Here is a 15,904-nt window from a genome sequence, read left to right as displayed (position 1 = left end):
AAAGAAGGATGAGACATGATAATCTACCCTTATAAACAATTTACGCCTGACATACATCCTGAAGCGTTCATTGCGGATAACGCCGTCATTACGGGCGACGTCGTGATCGGAGAACAATCAAGCATCTGGTTCTCGGCCGTCATCCGGGGGGATGTTGCGCCGACAAGGATCGGAAAAAGAGTCAGCATACAGGACTTGAGCTGTCTGCATCAAAGTCCGAACCGCCCGCTTCTTATTGAAGATGACGTCACGATCGGCCATCAGGTTACACTGCACAGCGCAATCATCAAAAAGAATGCTTTAATCGGTATGGGCTCCGTCATTCTTGACGGGGCGGAAATCGGAGAAGGCGCGTTTATCGGCGCCGGAAGTCTCGTTCCTCCGGGCAAAACCATTCCTCCCGGCTGTCTTGCGTTCGGCCGGCCCGCAAAGGTTATCCGCCGGCTGACAGAAGAAGACATACAGGACATGGAAAGAATCAGAACGGAATATGTTGAAAAAGGCCGATATTATAAAACACTGCAAAAGAAATAAAAATAGATCAGCTTTGTTTTTACTACTGTACCATTTTTCAAAATATTATTTAAGTAAAAACCATTTGCATTCTCCCGATTGTCAGGAAACAGAAGCAAAATGTTCAGGAATTTGTTTTATTCTTCCCCCGCCGGCCCGATCCTATGAAAAAAAGAGCCCATGTCCCGGGCTCTTTTTTTACGCTTTTTCGGCGAATGTCTGTCCGTTTTCCAGACCTATGTCTTTTCTTTTATGGAAACCTTTCCCGTAATAGGCGGCTAATAATATGCCGAACCAGACAGGACCGATGATGACGGCCACCCTGGTCTCTGCATCAAAAGCCATCAGCACAACGACAAAAGCGAGAAATGCCAGCGAGATATATGAGGAAAAGGGGTATAAAGGCATTTTATATTTCAGTTTTTTCCGTTGTTCCGGCTGTAAGCTTTTACGGTATTTCATTTGGGAAAGCAAAATAATCGACCATGTCCAAATCGCCCCGAACGTCGCAATGCTCGTCACCCACGTAAACACTTTCGCCGGCACCACGTAGTTCAGCAAAACGCCGATGCACAACGCGCCCGCTGAAACCAATACCGCTTTTCCCGGCACACCGCCTTTTGTGACCGTACCGTATGCTTTAGGCGCTTCATTTTGCTCCGCCAGATTGAACAGCATGCGCCCCGTGCTGAAGATCCCGCTGTTGCAGGAAGAAAGAGCCGCCGTCAATACGACAAAATTAATGATTCCGGCTGCAGCGGGGATTCCGATTTTTTCAAATGTCAAAACAAACGGGCTTCCGCCTGAACCGATTTCCTGCCACGGATAAATTGACATAATGACAAACAAAGCTCCGACGTAAAAAATGAGAATGCGCCAAAAAACAGTATCTATGGCCCGCGCCAGTGATTTTTCCGGATTTTTGACCTCACCGGCTGTGACACCGATCAGCTCAATCCCGAGATAGGCAAACATGACCATTTGAAGCGACAGCAGCACCCCTTTAATCCCATTCGGGAAAAAGCCGCCGTGGCTCCATAAATTGCTGATTCCGAGCGCAACGCCTCCGTTTCCGAGACCGAATACGATCATCACCAGACCGATCGCGATCATTGACAGAATCGCCAAGACTTTAATGAGCGCAAACCAGAATTCAAGCTCACCGTACGCTTTAACCGCCAGAAAGTTGACAGCCGTCATAATGACGAGTGCACAAAGCGCCCAGATCCATGACGGCACGTCAGGGAACCAGTAGCCCATATAAATGCCGACCGCGGTGATTTCCGCCATGCAGGTAACAACCCATAAAAACCAATAATTCCAGCCTGTTAAAAACCCGGCAAGCGGACCGAGATAATCTCTGGCATACCGGCTGAATGAGCCGGCTACAGGCTTTTGAATCGCCATTTCCCCTAATGCCCGCATAATAAAAAACATAATCAGTCCGCTGCAGGCGTAAGCGGCTAAAATCCCCGGCCCGGCAAGCTTTATGGCAGAAGCCGACCCGAGAAACAGCCCGACTCCAATCGCGGCGCCCAACGACATAAGCGAGATATGCCGCTCTTCCAAGCCGCGGTGAAGCGTTTTTTCTTTGTTTTGCATAACTCTCCCTCCCCCTGATTTTGACAAAGAAACAACAAACCGAGACGAAATAGCCAGAAAACACTTTCCGGAATCTACCCGATTAGTCCTATTATAACCTTTTTCTGAATATTGCGTAATACTTTGTCGAAAACAGAGCGGAATAGACGGTTTACAAAAAAACAATAGAAAAAAGGCTTTCGATAACATCGAAAGCCTTTTGGATTAAACGAAAATGACTTCTTTCGGCTGATGATTCAGCTCTTCCGGCACCAGTCTTTTTTCAACATTGATGCTGTGCCAGATCATGAAGATCAGCACGGTCCAGATTTTGCGGCTGTTGTCCGCTCTGTCGGCACAATGATCTTCTAGAAGCTGAAGGACATAATCCTTTTCAATATAAGCATCTGTTTCACTTTCACGAATGATGTTGCGAACCCATTCGTTCATTTCATTTTTCAGCCAGTGGCGGATCGGCACAGGGAAGCCGAGTTTTTTGCGGTTAAGCACATGATCAGGCACTACCCCTTCAGCAGCTTTGCGCAGAAGGTATTTCGTCGTGCCGTTTTTCGTTTTCAGTTCATCCGGAATTTTAGAAGCCACGTCAAACACGACTTTATCAAGGAACGGCACGCGCAGTTCCAATGAGTTGGCCATCGTCATTTTGTCAGCCTTTAACAGGATGTCGCCGCGCATCCACGTATGGATGTCAACATACTGCATTTTATTAATGTCGCTGTATGAACGGCTTTCCGTAAAGTACGGCTTCGTGACATCACGGTATGAAAGCTCTGGATTGTAATGTTTGAGCAGCTGTTTTTTCACGGGCTCTTCAAAAATCTTCGCATTACCGATATAACGCTCCTCAAGCGGTGTGCAGCCGCGGACTAAGAGGCTTTTCCCTCTCATTCCTTCAGGCATGACGGACGCCACATGAAGAAGCATTTTTTTCAGACCGGACGGAATGCGTTCAAACGGTTTAAGCGAAAGCGGTTCGCGGTAAATATTGTACCCGCCGAACAGCTCGTCCGCGCCTTCCCCGGATAACGCGACCGTTACATGTTTTTTCGCTTCTTTTGCGACAAAGTACAAAGGAATCGCCGCCGGATCTGCAAGCGGGTCATCAAAGTGCCAGACGATTTTCGGAAGCTCGTTCATATACTCCTCAGGAGAAATGACTTTGCTGATATTTTCAATCCCGAGCGCGGCAGCCGTTTCCTTCGCTACGTCAACCTCACTGAAGCCCTGCTGCTCAAAACCGACGGAAAATGTTTTAAGGCTCGGGTGAAATTCTTTCGCAACTGAGACGATAAAAGAAGAGTCGATACCGCCGGATAGAAACGAACCGACAGGAACGTCACTTCTCATGTGAACTTTGACAGAGTCAAAGATTGCGTCTCTGACTTCTTTCACCAATTTATCTTCATCAGACTGAACAGGCTTGAAGTTCGCTTTGAAATATGTTTTAAACGCGATGTCGCCTTCCGGGCGGATCGTAAACTGGCTGCCCGGCTCGACTTTTTTCACTTCAGCGTCAAGCGTGCTCGGTTCAGGAACGAATTGGAAAGACATATATTGCTGTAAAGAAGCTGTATCAAGATCAATGCCGTTTTGAGCGGCCATTAAACTTTTTCTTTCAGATGCAAAATATACTTTGTCCCCGATGGTTGTGTAATACAGCGGCTTAATGCCGAACGGGTCTCTCGCGCCGTACATAACGCGGTCAGCTTTGTTCCAGATTAAAAACGCAAACATTCCGCGAAGCTTTGAAGCGGCTTCTTCTTTATAATGACGGTATGTCGCAAGGAGCACTTCAGTATCGGAATCTGTATTGAAAGTGTAGCCTTTCGCTTCAAGCTCTTCTCTCAATTCAATGTAGTTATAGATTTCGCCGTTAAAAATGATCCAATATTTTTCGTCTTCATATGATAAAGGCTGTCCGCCGTTTTCTACGTCAATAATACTGAGCCGTCTGAAGCCGAATCCGACGTGCTCGTCATGATAATACCCATCGCTGTCAGGACCGCGGTGAACGATCATTTGGTTCATTTGTTTGATTAGCTCTTCTTGATCTGCGGTTTGAGTTAATGGATGCTTATTAAAAACACCGACAAATCCACACATAGTATAGCCTCCATAAGTGTAATTTTCTAATTGGACCCCCTTTTTATAGACGCTGTGTTTCGCCATTGGTTTCACGCTATGTAAAAATAAGCATGGCAGCATCTACAAAAAGGGAAAGCCGCTTAAGTAAGCGGCTATAAAATTATTCTCCTAGTGCTTCTTTGCGAAGCGCATCCGCCTTGTCAGTACGCTCCCAAGGAAGATCCACATCATGACGTCCGAAGTGGCCGTAAGCAGCAGTCTGCTTATAGATCGGGCGGCGCAGATCAAGCATTTTAATAATGCCGGCAGGTCTCAGGTCGAAGTTATTCCGTACGACTTCGATCAGTTTTTCTTCAGAAGCTTTTCCTGTATCAAATGTATTGATGGAAATAGAAACAGGCTGTGCCACGCCGATTGCGTATGCAAGCTGCACTTCACAAGAATCAGCAAGGCCTGCTGCCACGATGTTTTTCGCTACGTATCTCGCAGCGTATGCCGCAGAACGGTCTACCTTCGTCGCATCCTTACCGGAGAATGCGCCGCCGCCGTGGCGTGCATATCCGCCGTATGTGTCAACGATGATTTTACGGCCGGTAAGACCCGCGTCACCTTGAGGTCCGCCGATTACGAAACGTCCCGTAGGGTTGATGAAGTATTTTGTTTCTTCATCGATCAGTTCCTCAGGCACGACAGGATTAATGACATGCTCTTTCAGATTGCGCTGAATCTGCTCAAGCGTAATTTCCGGGTGGTGCTGAGTTGAAATAACGATCGCGTCGATGCGGACCGGCTTGTTGTTTTCATCATATTCAACGGTAACTTGCGTTTTGCCGTCAGGGCGAAGGTACGGAAGAATGTCTTCTTTGCGGACTTCGCTCAAACGGCGGGCTAATTTATGCGCTAAAGAGATCGGAAGCGGCATAAGCTCTTTCGTTTCGTTACACGCATAACCGAACATCAGGCCTTGGTCTCCCGCTCCGATTGCTTCGATTTCAGCATCGCTCATTGTGCCTTCACGCGCTTCAAGAGCCTGATCGACACCCATTGCGATATCCGCAGACTGTTCATCAATTGATGTTAAAACAGCGCAAGTCTCCGCATCAAATCCGTATTTGGCGCGTGTGTAGCCGATTTCTTTAATCGTTTCACGGACTGTTTTCGGAATGTCAACGTATGTTGATGTAGTAATCTCTCCGCTTACCAGCACAAGTCCTGTCGTTACAGATGTTTCGCAGGCCACGCGCGCGTTCGGGTCATTTTTTAAAATCTCATCTAAGATACTGTCAGAAATTTGGTCACAGATTTTGTCCGGATGACCCTCAGTAACAGATTCAGATGTAAATAGTCGACGGTTTTTACTCATTCACTTTTCCTCCTGAAAAAAGATCTTTTGCAAGACCTTCTCATATGATACGGAACTCGCTCCCTCTTAATACAATGTCATACTATATCAGAGAATGTTAATTGGCATATTTTATGAAATAAAAAAACCTTTTCCACTCGAGGAAAGGGTTTGGTCTGTGTGCCTTTCACTCTTATCGCTCAAGGAAAATATTAAACCTTGCATCAGGTTAGCACCTTGGTTTCCCACAGTGTTTTCACCTGCTTTTTTACAGAGAAACCGGTTGCTGGGCTTCATCGGGCCTGTCCCTCCGCCAGCTCGGGATAAGAGTATCCGCTCAATGAAATATCTTATCGTAAAAGGGCGGAAAGTGTCAATATGAATTAAAGCGATTACGCGCCTTTATTTCGGGAAGCAATGGAAAAACACAAACAAAAAACCGCAAATAGTATAGACTATTTTTAGATATATGTTATACTAATTCCACATTCAGCGAAATACAAATAAACCGGCAAAGGAAGGTTTTTATGAAATTAGTTGATTTAACCGCAGATCTTCAAGCATTACTTGCAAGTCCGAATGTGCATCATAATTTATCGGCTCCAAAACTTACCGAAAAAGTGATCAGCCGAAATGAAGGAACGCTGACATCAACGGGCGCCGTACGCGCCACCACCGGCGCTTATACAGGCAGGTCACCTAAAGATAAATTTATCGTCCGTGAACAAAGCACAGAAAATCAAATTGATTGGGGCGCGGTGAATCAGCCCATTTCTGAAGAGGCGTTTGAAAAGCTGTACGCCAAAGTCGTCAGCTACTTAAAACAGCGGGATGAATTGTTTGTTTTTGAAGGATTCGCAGGAGCGGATGAAAAATACAGACTCCCGATTACGGTCGTAAATGAATTTGCGTGGCACAATTTATTCGCGCGCCAGCTGTTTATCAGACCGGAGACGGATGAAAGAGATCCGCAAGCGCAGCCTTTCACCATTCTCTCAGCTCCGCATTTTAAAGCAGATCCGGAGACGGACGGCACGCATTCGGAAACATTTATCATTGTCTCTTTCGAAAAGCGCGTCATTTTAATCGGCGGCACCGAATACGCCGGAGAAATGAAAAAATCAATATTCTCCATTATGAACTTCCTGCTACCGCAGCAGGATATACTGCCGATGCACTGCTCAGCCAATGTCGGTGAAAAAGGCGATGTCGCCCTGTTTTTCGGTCTTTCCGGCACAGGGAAAACGACGCTTTCAGCCGATGCGGACCGCAAACTGATCGGCGATGACGAGCACGGCTGGTCAGATTCCGGCGTTTTCAACATTGAAGGCGGATGTTACGCTAAATGTATCAATCTGAGCGAGGAAAAAGAACCGCAGATTTTTCGTGCGATCCGCTTCGGGTCTGTTCTTGAGAATGTCGTGCTTGATGAAAAAACGGGTGAAGCGGATTACGATAATTCCTTCTACACGGAAAACACAAGAGCCGCATATCCGATTGAGATGATCGGCAATATCGTGCAGCCGAGCATTGCCGGCCATCCGCAGGCAATCGTCTTTTTAACGGCGGACGCATTCGGTGTGCTCCCTCCGATCAGCAAACTGACGAAGGAACAGGCGATGTATCACTTCTTAAGCGGGTACACCAGTAAACTCGCGGGAACCGAGCGCGGCGTGACATCTCCGCAAACGACTTTCTCGACGTGCTTCGGTTCACCGTTCCTTCCGCTTCCGGCGCATGTATATGCCGAAATGCTCGGGCATAAAATCGACGAACACGGCGTTCAAGTCTTCTTGGTCAACACAGGCTGGACCGGCGGAGGGTACGGAGTCGGAGAACGGATGAAACTTTCGTATACAAGAGCGATGGTCAAGGCCGCTATTGAAGGCAGGCTGAACCAGACTGACATGACGGCAGACAGCATTTTCGGCCTGCGCAGTCCCGTTCATGTTCCGGGCGTTCCGGATGAAGTTCTTCAGCCTGAAAACACATGGAGCGATAAACAAGCATACAACGAAAAAGCGCTGTTTTTAGCCAATGAGTTTAAAGAAAACTTTAAAAAGTTTTCCCATGCAGACTCGATTGCCAAAGCCGGCGGACCTCTCGTGTAATCAAAAAAGCCAAGGGCGTTTATGCCCTCGGCTTTTGTTTTTTCAGTTTGTCGAATGAAGCGACGTGAGTCTGTATGTAATGCTTGTCCGGCCGTTCGCCCATTCGAGCTTTTGGACCTCGCCGGTGCCGGATTTCTCGCCGGTTTTCGTTTTGCGCACGTCCATCGGAATATCAAGAGGATAGACGCGGTAGCCCTCTTTCTCCAATAAAAAGATATTTTCCTCTATCCGTTTTTCATTGCCTTTTGTCACAATCATGGTATTAAATTCAACAGGCATTCCCAAAATGAAAATCCCCTTTCATTCTCTTATTCTTTATTATCATATCATAAATCAGGCATCTTACCGTGTCTTCATCCATTCCGCCAGCCGCCGGACAATGCGTCTGTTTTCCTGCGGCGGAAAATAATGCGTAAAACCGCTGTAATACCAAGTTTCCACCGGTTTCCCCGCCTCTTTCAGCTTGTCCTCGATCATTCGGGCGTGTTTGATCGAAACATTCTCATCATTCTCTCCATGGATGAGCAGCACAGGGGCCTGAATGCGGTCTGCGTTTTCAAACGGCGAACGCCATCTGTATTCATCCGGCACCTTTTTCGGCGTGCCGCCGATCACCCGCTTCATCATCCGCCGCATATCCTTCCGCTCTTCATAAGTAAGCACCATATCGCTCACACCGCCCCATGAAACGAGCGAAGCCGCTTGATGCCCCATTTCGATCGCGGTCAAAAGCCCCATGATTCCGCCCCGGGAAAAACCGAAAATATGCACCCGCCCTTCCCTGACGTTCGGATGCTCCCGAAGCAGGCGAAAAGCGGAAAACGCGTCCTCTCTGTCCTCTCCCGCAAAATCTTCATTTCCCTCGCCGCCCTGGTTGCCTCTGTAATAAGGCGCAAACACGACAAAGCCTTGGGAAGCGAATTGAACGATTCTTCCGGGGCGTACCATGCCGACATTTTTTATGCCGCCGCGCAAATATAAAAAACCGTCATATGTTCCCGGCGCCGCAGGCTCGGCAAGGAGCCCCTTTACCTTCAGCCCTTCTGACTCATAGCATACCGCAAAGAGGCGGACATGCGGACTCGGAGACGGGAACCTTTTCTTTTCTACCAGCAAAACAATGAGCCTCCTTATATCATCAGTTTTTTTATTCTTTCCCAACGTGAATATGGGCACTCACACATTTTTTATACCCATCATACGATATGTAAAGCAGAAAAGGTTATTTTAACGCTTAAAACAAGGAGGTTACACCGTGAACAAATGGCTCAAAACGGGCTGCGTTTTTGTCATATGCGCCTTTTTCCTGCTCATTCTTCCGGCCTGCAGACAGGAAGAAAGTCTGACGAAGGTAAAGGTGGCGGAAGTCACACACTCCATCTTCTATACGCCTCTGTATGTCGCTGAAGCAAAAGGTTTCTTTAAAAAAGAAGGGCTCCAAGTGTCACTTCAAACAACATGGGGCGGAGACAAAACGATGACATCGCTTTTGTCAAACGGGTCTGACATCGCGCTGGTCGGTTCTGAAACATCCATTTACGTGGAGGCGCAGGGAGCAAAAGATCCGGTCATCAACTTCGCGCAGCTGACACAGACGGACGGCACATTTCTCGTGTCACGGAAGGATGAGAAATCATTCAAATGGAGCGATTTAAAAGGAAAAACATTTCTCGGCCAGCGAAAAGGCGGCATGCCCCAAATGGCCGGTGAGTACGCCCTGAAAAAGAATCACATAGAACCGAAAAAAGACATTAACCTCGTTCAAAACATTGATTTCGCCAATATTTCCAACGCATTCGCATCCGGAACGGGTGATTATGTGCAGCTGTTTGAACCGACGGCATCCCAATTTGAAAAAGAAGGCATCGGCCATATCGTCGCATCCTTCGGAGAAGCTTCCGGCCAAGTGCCATACACAACCTTTATGGCAAAAGAAAGTTATTTGAAAAGCAATGAAAAGACGGCGGAAAAATTCACCCGCGCCATCTATCGCGCCCAGCAATGGGTGGAAAGCCATCCGGCCAAAGACATCGCAAAAACGATTCAGAAGGAATTTGCCGATACTGATCCGGCCATTATCGAAACATCAATAGAGCGCTATAAAAAACAAAAGTCATTCTCTGCAGACCCAGTTCTGCAAAAGGATGAATGGGAACAGCTTCAATCTATTATGGATGAAGCCGGAGAGCTCCCGAAACACATTCCGTACAGCAAACTCGTCAACACAAAAATCGCCCAAAAAGTCACCTCAGAACAATAGGAGGAACATGAATGTCTTTTTTACATGTGGATCATGTAACACATACTTATTTCTCGCTGAAAGAAAAGACAACCGCCGTGAAAGATATACATTTTCAGATTGAAAAAGGGGATTTCATCTCCTTTCTCGGGCCGAGCGGATGCGGAAAAACAACACTCCTGTCCATTCTGGCCGGCCTTATCACCCCTGCGCAAGGCCGGGTGCTGATTGAAGGAAGCGTGCCGAACCATAAAGAACACCAAATCGGTTATATGCTTCAACAGGATTATTTATTTCCTTGGAAATCAATTGAGGAAAACGTGCTGCTCGGTTTACACATTTCAAAAACATTAACAGAAGAAAAAAGAGCTGAAGTTCTCAGCCTTCTGCCTAAGCTCGGATTAATCGGCGTTGAAAAAAAATACCCGAAAGAGCTGTCAGGCGGGATGCGGCAGCGGGCGGCACTTGCCAGAACTCTTGCGCCGGACCCGGGCCTGCTGCTCCTTGATGAACCGTTTTCCGCGCTGGACTTTCAAACGAAGCTTTCTTTAGAAAACCTTGTCTTCAGAACATTAAAGGATTTTCAAAAAACCGCCGTGCTCGTCACCCACGATATCGGTGAAGCCATCGCCATGAGCGATACGATCTATTTATTTTCGAATCAGCCGGGCACCATCCACCAAATATTCACCGTGCCTAAGGAGCTCGCGGCTTTAGATCCGTTTGACGCGCGTCAGGATCCGGCCTTTCAGCCGCTGTTTCAAACCATATGGAAGGAGCTGAATTCCCTTGAAAAACAGCAGCGGCACGATTGAACAGCTTCATCAGCAGTTTAAGAAAAGACACCAAAAAGAAAAGCTCCGGATCCGTGCGTATCAGGCCGCCATTTTCATCGTATTTTTTGCCGGATGGGAAATATCGAGCAGGGCGGGCTGGATCGATCCGTTAATCTTCAGCTCACCCTCCGCCGTTTGCAGGCTTTTAGTTGAAAAGATTGCGGACGGATCCCTTGCGGCGCACATCGGCGTAACCTTAGGAGAAACCGTTCTCGGCTTTTTGCTCGGCACGCTTCTCGGCACATGCCTCGCCGCTCTGTTATGGTGGTCAAACAGGCTCGCCCGGGTTTTAGACCCATACCTCGTCATTTTAAACGCGATGCCGAAGGTCGCACTCGGACCGATTCTCATCGTGGCTCTCGGACCGAATTTCACAAGCATTGTCGCCATGGGAGCAGTCATCAGTGTCATTATCACGACAATCGTCGTCTTTACGGCTTTTCAGGAAGTGGATGAAAACTATATTAAGGTCATGAAAACCTTCGGGGCGAAAAGAAGCATCATGTTTAAAGAAGTCATTCTGCCGGCATGCGCCCCCGCGATTATTTCCGCGCTTAAAGTGAACGTCGGTTTATCCTGGGTCGGTGTCATCGTCGGCGAGTTTCTCGTTTCCGAAAAAGGTCTGGGCTACATGATCATTTACGGATTCCAGGTCTTCAATTTCACTCTTGTGTTCTTAAGCCTTCTGATCATCGCGATTTTTGCGACATTGATGTATCAGGGAGTCGAACTGTTAGAAAGAAAATGGACGAAAGGAAAAATTTAAAAAAGACCCGTGCGTAAGCGCCGGGTCTTCGTTTTTATGATTGAAATACGCCATCCTCTTTCAGCTTTTTCAGACTGATCGGAAGCACCGAATCTTTCATAATGAAACTGAATTTTTTATTTCGGGGGAGATTCTCCGGCAGTTCGCTGAACAGCACCGGCCCCTTTGTTTCAAAATAGTCAGCCTGTTTTTCAAGCTTTTCAATATCGGCAAAATAAATATTCTTCACGATTACCTTTTCCCTGCCGAGTACTTTATACTGTCCGACGTACTTCAGATGTCTTACCGCGGCACCGGTTTCTTCTTTCACCTCGCGCAGGGCCGCTTCCTCCGCACATTCCATCGGCTCCACTTTTCCGCCCGGAAATTCAAACCCCCGGTCTTCATGCTCGGTCAAAAGCCACTTATCTCCATATCGGCATATGACCCATACGTGCTTCGGGCTGTCTGAAAAAGGCTGGTGTTCAAAGGAGAGCTGAACAGTGTTCTGATAATAGTCTTTAAACTCGTACATGTTTATCCCTCTAATCCGTTCCTTCATATCTTCCATACATCATACCACAGTTGCGTTTGTTCGGAAGCCCTTTATCAAAAATTCAGAGGAAAACCATCATACCCGCTAGTATAGCCTCCTTTGAAGCAAATGTTACGGTTTGCGCTTGAATTTATTTTTCAGGGTATCCAATAGGTCGACGAGCACCTGCGGAACCGGTATGCCCAGCGAGCTTGCCGTAATCACGATCTGAACCGATTCGTATAAGATATAAAACATGATAGCCAAATTACGGATGGCGCCTTCGGTATGAAGCAGCTGGTCAAAAAAATGGCAAACTGAGACTAATGCCAGGGTCACGATTTTTTTGACCAGCCGCGCAAAAAGCTTTCTTGCGCTCAGCTGCTGCAAAAGAGATTCTTTTAAGCTTGTACTGATAAACTCAATCGCCATGACCGATAGCAAAATCAGAAACGAATACTGAAAACCTCCGAAGAAAAACCCCGCTGCCGACACGATCACTGCAAAAAACGAAAAGATGCCAAAGTCTTTGCCCACTTGATCCAACATCCTTTCACAAAAACGGCCTTACATTATTCTATGAAAAGTGAATGGAACGGACTGGATTTTTCAGAAAAATGGACAACACCTCTCTTCGGCAGCCAAATAAAAGACCGAGTGCTTTATAGCCCCGGTCTTCCCTTGTTGATTATCCTAAATACGCTTTCAGCATCCAGTTATGTTTCTCGATATTCTGGTGAATGGCAAGCAGCATATCACCGGTCGTTTCGTCTCCTACCTCATCTGCGAGGTCCATGCCGCTTTTCAGCTCTTCCGCAATGACAGTGAAATCATCATAAATGTTCTGTACCATTTGTTCTGCGCTCTCATTGCCTTCCGCTTCTTTTACAGACGCTGTCTTCAATGATTCCGTCATTGTGCCGATCGGCTTGCCGTTTAATGCCAGCAGACGTTCTGCCAGATCATCAATATATGTAGCCGTTTCGTTATACAGCTCCTCGAACTTTTCATGCAATGTGAAAAAGTCCTTCCCTTTGACGTACCAATGATAGTTATGTAATTTCACATACATGACCGTCCAGTTTGCAACTTGCTTATTGACTGCATCCAATAGTTTTTCTGACATGCCTATCTTCCTCCTTTGGTTTACTATTGATATACCCTATATATCGTGTGTTAAAACATAAATTTTTAGCCCTTGATTTTACGGATGGAAAATATGTTATGATTTGTTAAAAAGGAGGGATTTCATGCTGCTTCTTCTGAGCTTCGGCTTTCTTATCGTGCTCGCCGTGCTGCTTTTATCCATCTGGTCGACTGTAAGAGCTTATAATGTAAAACATACGATTGACCCGCCGGAGGACGCATCAAAAGGCTTGACGGATAAAAAAAATCCTTAATGATGATGCGTCTGTTCCTTATGGCCGGAGGAATCATCGGCAGCTTCAGCATCCCCGACACGCACTTTTACAGTCGGCATATTATGCTGCTGTTTTGCCGTTACGTGGGATTGAACGGTATAGACACCCTCTTCATCAAATTCAGTCCGCAGGTGATACGCCCCTTTTTCCTCCTTGGCCTTGCTTGTTTTGCTGCTGCCTTTTTTTCCTTCTTTCCATACTTCAAACATGACTTCATCCGCATCCGTGACACGCTTGCCGCCGTAAAAAACCTCCGCCTTGTATTCCGCTTTTTCATGCGGCGCTGCCGTTTCCGGTCCTGTAAGCTTGACCTCAAGCGCTTTAGGCTCCTCATCCGCGGAGGTTTTGTCCGAATTGCTCCCGCAGGAAGATAATAGAAATACCATACCGCACATACCTGCCAATACAGCCCGTTTCATCCCATCACTCCTTTATGTTTGCTTCTATTTTAGCAAACGCTTACACACAAGGTGTGACATTTTTTAGAAATATGTAAAAAAGCCTTTTTGCATGTCAGCAAAAAGGCCTGTTTTTTATCCGAACACTTTCAGCAAATCTTCTTTATCTTGTGACAGCCAGAAACGCATCAGACGTTTCGCGCCTTCTAAATCATGAAGTTTCGCCTGGCCGCACTGTTTTTCGTTGGCCGCCGGAATCTCCGTAATATCGATGGCTTCTTTCAGCGTAGCGTCAAGCAGGTCTACAATTTCTTCCGCTGTCGGCTCGCCGCTGACAACAAGATAATAGCCTGTCTGGCAGCCCATCGGTGAGATATCTATGATGTCGAAGTGATCGTATTTCTCAGAATGTGTGCGAATCGTAAACGCAAGCAAGTGCTCAAGCGTATGAATCGTATCCGGCTTCATCGCCTGTTTGTTCGGCTGGCAGAAGCGAATGTCAAACTTATTCACGACGCCGTCTGTTCCGACTTTATGCACTCCGCAATGTCTTACATACGGAGCCACAACCGCATTATGGTCAAGCTCAAAACTTTCTACTGAAGGCATAATGGCACTCCCTTTTTTTCAGAATATGCATCCATTATAACACAGTTTTCCGATAAGAATTGTGGCGGAAGCTTTTCAATCTGAAATTTTTTTTCTATACTAGCATCAGAAAGGTGGTTTTTTGATGAAAACCATAATGATTGCGTTCATCCGCGGATACCAGAAGTTCATCTCTCCGCTGACACCGCCGTCATGCCGCTTTTATCCGACGTGTTCACAGTACGGAATCGAAGCCGTCAAGACTCACGGCGCATTAAAAGGCGGATGGCTGACACTGAAGCGGATTTTAAAGTGCCACCCTTTTCATCCGGGCGGTGTTGATCCCGTACCGGACAAAAAACAAAAACATTAGTCCATATGCTGGTAGCCGTCGATCACCAGATCAAGTTTACCGGTTTCAGGATCAATCACCAGACCGTGCACCGGCACATTGTCAGGGAATAGCGGATGGTGTTTAATGACGTTTACGCTGTCTGTAACACTCGCTTCTACTGAATCAAAGCTTTTCAGCCATTGATCAAGATCAACTCCTGAGTGCTTCAGCATGTCAATCCGCTCTTTCGGAATACCGCGGTCGATAATTTTATCAAGCATATCCTCGCTGTTGATTTTGCTCATGCCGCAATCATGGTGGCCGATAACGCAGACTTCATCGGCGTTTAATTCGTATACGGCCACTAAAAGGCTGCGCATGATACTTCCGAACGGGTGGGCGACAAGCGCGCCGGCACTTTTAATAATTTTCACATCGCCGTTTCGCATGTTCATCGCATGCGGAAGCAATTCTACAAGACGCGTGTCCATACAAGACAAAATCGCCATCTTTTTATCCGGGAATTTAGATGTTTGGTATTTTTCATAATCTTTGTTTTTAGTGAACTGCTCATTAAATTGCATGATATCGTTTAGAAGACTCATCTTGGTGTTTCCTTTCTGCTTTTTTATTCACAATATAACATAAGACGGGTCAATTCGTCACTCCCCGCACGAGATGACAAAGTGCTCAATAAATAAGACAAACCCCATTGGGCTTGTCTTATTTCCCCATATTGTATTTTTTGTTGAACTGTTCGACTCTCCCGCCTTTTTCGTTGAATTTTTGGCGGCCTGTATAAAACGGATGCGTATCTGAGCTGACTTCTACTTTAATCAGCGGGTATGTTTTTCCGTCTTCCCACTCTGCCGTTTCCTCTGACGTTTTCGTTGAATGGCTTAAAAAGCGGTAGCCGCTGTTCACATCTTGAAAAATCACTTGATGGTTATCCGGATGAATATCTTTTTTCATGCTGATCTCCCTTTCACAAATCGTAATAATTACGTTTTATTTTAAACCTTAAATAACCGCTTGTCAATCATATATGCCCTGATCCCTTGGTTTCTAAACCCTGCACATATATGGAATCAGAAGAATAATCTAATCGCTTCAGCAAATAATATAACCACATTACATAAAACGGTAATTTAGAAA

General features: G+C 46.4%; 19 protein-coding genes and 1 riboswitch. Of the genes, 7 read left to right on the top strand and 12 right to left on the bottom strand.

Features of this window, described 5'->3' with window-relative positions; translation table 11 throughout:
• Positions 1-18 precede the first annotated feature (18 nt).
• A complete protein-coding gene (locus tag K3G25_RS03635; protein WP_026092272.1) occupies positions 19-534 on the top strand; it encodes a gamma carbonic anhydrase in 516 nt (171 codons plus the stop codon).
• A 177-nt stretch (positions 535-711) separates the two neighbouring features.
• Here K3G25_RS03635 and alaP read toward each other — a convergent pair whose 3' ends face one another.
• From alaP to metK, 3 genes are all read right to left on the bottom strand, one after another.
• Positions 712-2,115, bottom strand: coding sequence for an alanine permease AlaP (gene alaP / locus K3G25_RS03630; protein WP_017418420.1), 1,404 nt, complete (start codon positions 2,113-2,115; stop codon positions 712-714).
• A gap of 204 nt (positions 2,116-2,319) precedes the next feature.
• Entirely contained in the window at positions 2,320-4,218 is a 1,899-nt protein-coding gene (gene asnB, locus K3G25_RS03625; RefSeq protein ID WP_003152255.1) for an asparagine synthase (glutamine-hydrolyzing), read from the bottom strand.
• Between the two features lie 142 nt (positions 4,219-4,360).
• Positions 4,361-5,563, bottom strand: a complete 1,203-nt coding sequence (gene metK, locus K3G25_RS03620; RefSeq protein ID WP_003152253.1) for a methionine adenosyltransferase — start codon at positions 5,561-5,563, stop codon at positions 4,361-4,363.
• Positions 5,564-5,732: 169 nt separating this feature from the next.
• A riboswitch (SAM riboswitch) is annotated at positions 5,733-5,872 on the bottom strand.
• Between the two features lie 197 nt (positions 5,873-6,069).
• Between metK and pckA the strand changes: the two genes are divergently transcribed.
• Positions 6,070-7,653: a phosphoenolpyruvate carboxykinase (ATP) gene (gene pckA / locus K3G25_RS03615; RefSeq protein WP_007613256.1), complete on the top strand. Its 1,584-nt coding sequence runs from the start codon at positions 6,070-6,072 to the stop codon at positions 7,651-7,653.
• Between the two features lie 42 nt (positions 7,654-7,695).
• Here pckA and K3G25_RS03610 read toward each other — a convergent pair whose 3' ends face one another.
• Together K3G25_RS03610 and K3G25_RS03605 are read right to left on the bottom strand one after the other, a co-directional pair.
• Entirely contained in the window at positions 7,696-7,938 is a 243-nt protein-coding gene (locus tag K3G25_RS03610; protein ID WP_003152249.1) for a DUF2584 domain-containing protein, read from the bottom strand.
• A 57-nt stretch (positions 7,939-7,995) separates the two neighbouring features.
• The gene (locus K3G25_RS03605) at positions 7,996-8,769 is read right to left on the bottom strand and encodes an alpha/beta hydrolase family protein (protein ID WP_232489591.1); all 774 of its coding nucleotides are present in this window, start codon (positions 8,767-8,769) and stop codon (positions 7,996-7,998) included.
• Positions 8,770-8,908: 139 nt separating this feature from the next.
• On the opposite strand from K3G25_RS03605, the gene K3G25_RS03600 reads away from it, so the two are divergent.
• From K3G25_RS03600 to K3G25_RS03590, 3 genes are read left to right on the top strand one after another with little or no spacing between them, the layout of a single operon-like run.
• The gene (locus K3G25_RS03600; protein WP_232489590.1) at positions 8,909-9,913 is read left to right on the top strand and encodes an ABC transporter substrate-binding protein; all 1,005 of its coding nucleotides are present in this window, start codon (positions 8,909-8,911) and stop codon (positions 9,911-9,913) included.
• An 11-nt stretch (positions 9,914-9,924) separates the two neighbouring features.
• Positions 9,925-10,707, top strand: coding sequence for an ABC transporter ATP-binding protein (locus tag K3G25_RS03595; RefSeq protein WP_003152246.1), 783 nt, complete (start codon positions 9,925-9,927; stop codon positions 10,705-10,707).
• Positions 10,682-11,494, top strand: coding sequence for an ABC transporter permease (locus tag K3G25_RS03590; protein ID WP_014418698.1), 813 nt, complete (start codon positions 10,682-10,684; stop codon positions 11,492-11,494). The genes K3G25_RS03595 and K3G25_RS03590 overlap by 26 nt, the downstream gene beginning before the upstream one ends.
• A gap of 34 nt (positions 11,495-11,528) precedes the next feature.
• Here K3G25_RS03590 and ytkD read toward each other — a convergent pair whose 3' ends face one another.
• The 3 genes from ytkD to K3G25_RS03575 all read right to left on the bottom strand — a co-directional run bounded on the left by ytkD (position 11,529) and on the right by K3G25_RS03575 (position 13,134).
• On the bottom strand, positions 11,529-12,008 hold the full coding sequence (gene ytkD / locus K3G25_RS03585) for an RNA deprotection pyrophosphohydrolase (RefSeq protein ID WP_003152244.1): 480 nt from the start codon (positions 12,006-12,008) through the stop codon (positions 11,529-11,531).
• A 132-nt stretch (positions 12,009-12,140) separates the two neighbouring features.
• Positions 12,141-12,545, bottom strand: a complete 405-nt coding sequence (locus K3G25_RS03580; protein ID WP_007408834.1) for a phage holin family protein — start codon at positions 12,543-12,545, stop codon at positions 12,141-12,143.
• Between the two features lie 151 nt (positions 12,546-12,696).
• A complete protein-coding gene (locus K3G25_RS03575) occupies positions 12,697-13,134 on the bottom strand; it encodes a Dps family protein (RefSeq protein ID WP_007408835.1) in 438 nt (145 codons plus the stop codon).
• A gap of 124 nt (positions 13,135-13,258) precedes the next feature.
• Here K3G25_RS03575 and ytzI point away from each other — a divergent pair, with 124 nt between their 5' ends.
• Positions 13,259-13,408 carry a YtzI protein gene (gene ytzI / locus K3G25_RS03570; RefSeq protein ID WP_007408836.1) on the top strand — a complete coding sequence of 50 codons (150 nt, stop codon included), beginning with the start codon at positions 13,259-13,261 and terminating at the stop codon, positions 13,406-13,408.
• Here ytzI and K3G25_RS03565 read toward each other — a convergent pair.
• Both K3G25_RS03565 and K3G25_RS03560 read right to left on the bottom strand, forming a co-directional pair.
• Complete coding sequence (locus tag K3G25_RS03565) at positions 13,405-13,848, bottom strand: FixH family protein (RefSeq protein WP_154817613.1); 444 nt, start codon at positions 13,846-13,848, stop codon at positions 13,405-13,407. The two genes, ytzI and K3G25_RS03565, sit on opposite strands and share 4 nt — an antisense overlap.
• A 114-nt stretch (positions 13,849-13,962) precedes the next feature.
• On the bottom strand, positions 13,963-14,436 hold the full coding sequence (locus tag K3G25_RS03560; protein WP_003152237.1) for an S-ribosylhomocysteine lyase: 474 nt from the start codon (positions 14,434-14,436) through the stop codon (positions 13,963-13,965).
• A 124-nt stretch (positions 14,437-14,560) separates the two neighbouring features.
• Here K3G25_RS03560 and yidD point away from each other — a divergent pair, with 124 nt between their 5' ends.
• Positions 14,561-14,788: a membrane protein insertion efficiency factor YidD gene (yidD, locus tag K3G25_RS03555; protein ID WP_007408838.1), complete on the top strand. Its 228-nt coding sequence runs from the start codon at positions 14,561-14,563 to the stop codon at positions 14,786-14,788.
• Here the strand turns inward: yidD and K3G25_RS03550 are convergent.
• Positions 14,785-15,354, bottom strand: coding sequence for a beta-class carbonic anhydrase (locus tag K3G25_RS03550; RefSeq protein ID WP_003152233.1), 570 nt, complete (start codon positions 15,352-15,354; stop codon positions 14,785-14,787). The two genes, yidD and K3G25_RS03550, sit on opposite strands and share 4 nt — an antisense overlap.
• Before the next feature lie 118 nt (positions 15,355-15,472).
• Entirely contained in the window at positions 15,473-15,721 is a 249-nt protein-coding gene (locus K3G25_RS03545) for a type B 50S ribosomal protein L31 (RefSeq protein WP_003152229.1), read from the bottom strand.
• Between the last annotated feature and the right edge of the window lie 183 nt (positions 15,722-15,904).

Source organism: Bacillus sp. FCW2 (assembly GCF_021228595.1).
Lineage (GTDB): Bacteria > Bacillota > Bacilli > Bacillales > Bacillaceae > Bacillus > Bacillus velezensis.
The sequence above is the reverse complement of the archived record's forward strand: the minus strand, read 5'-3'. Positions and strand labels throughout refer to the sequence as shown.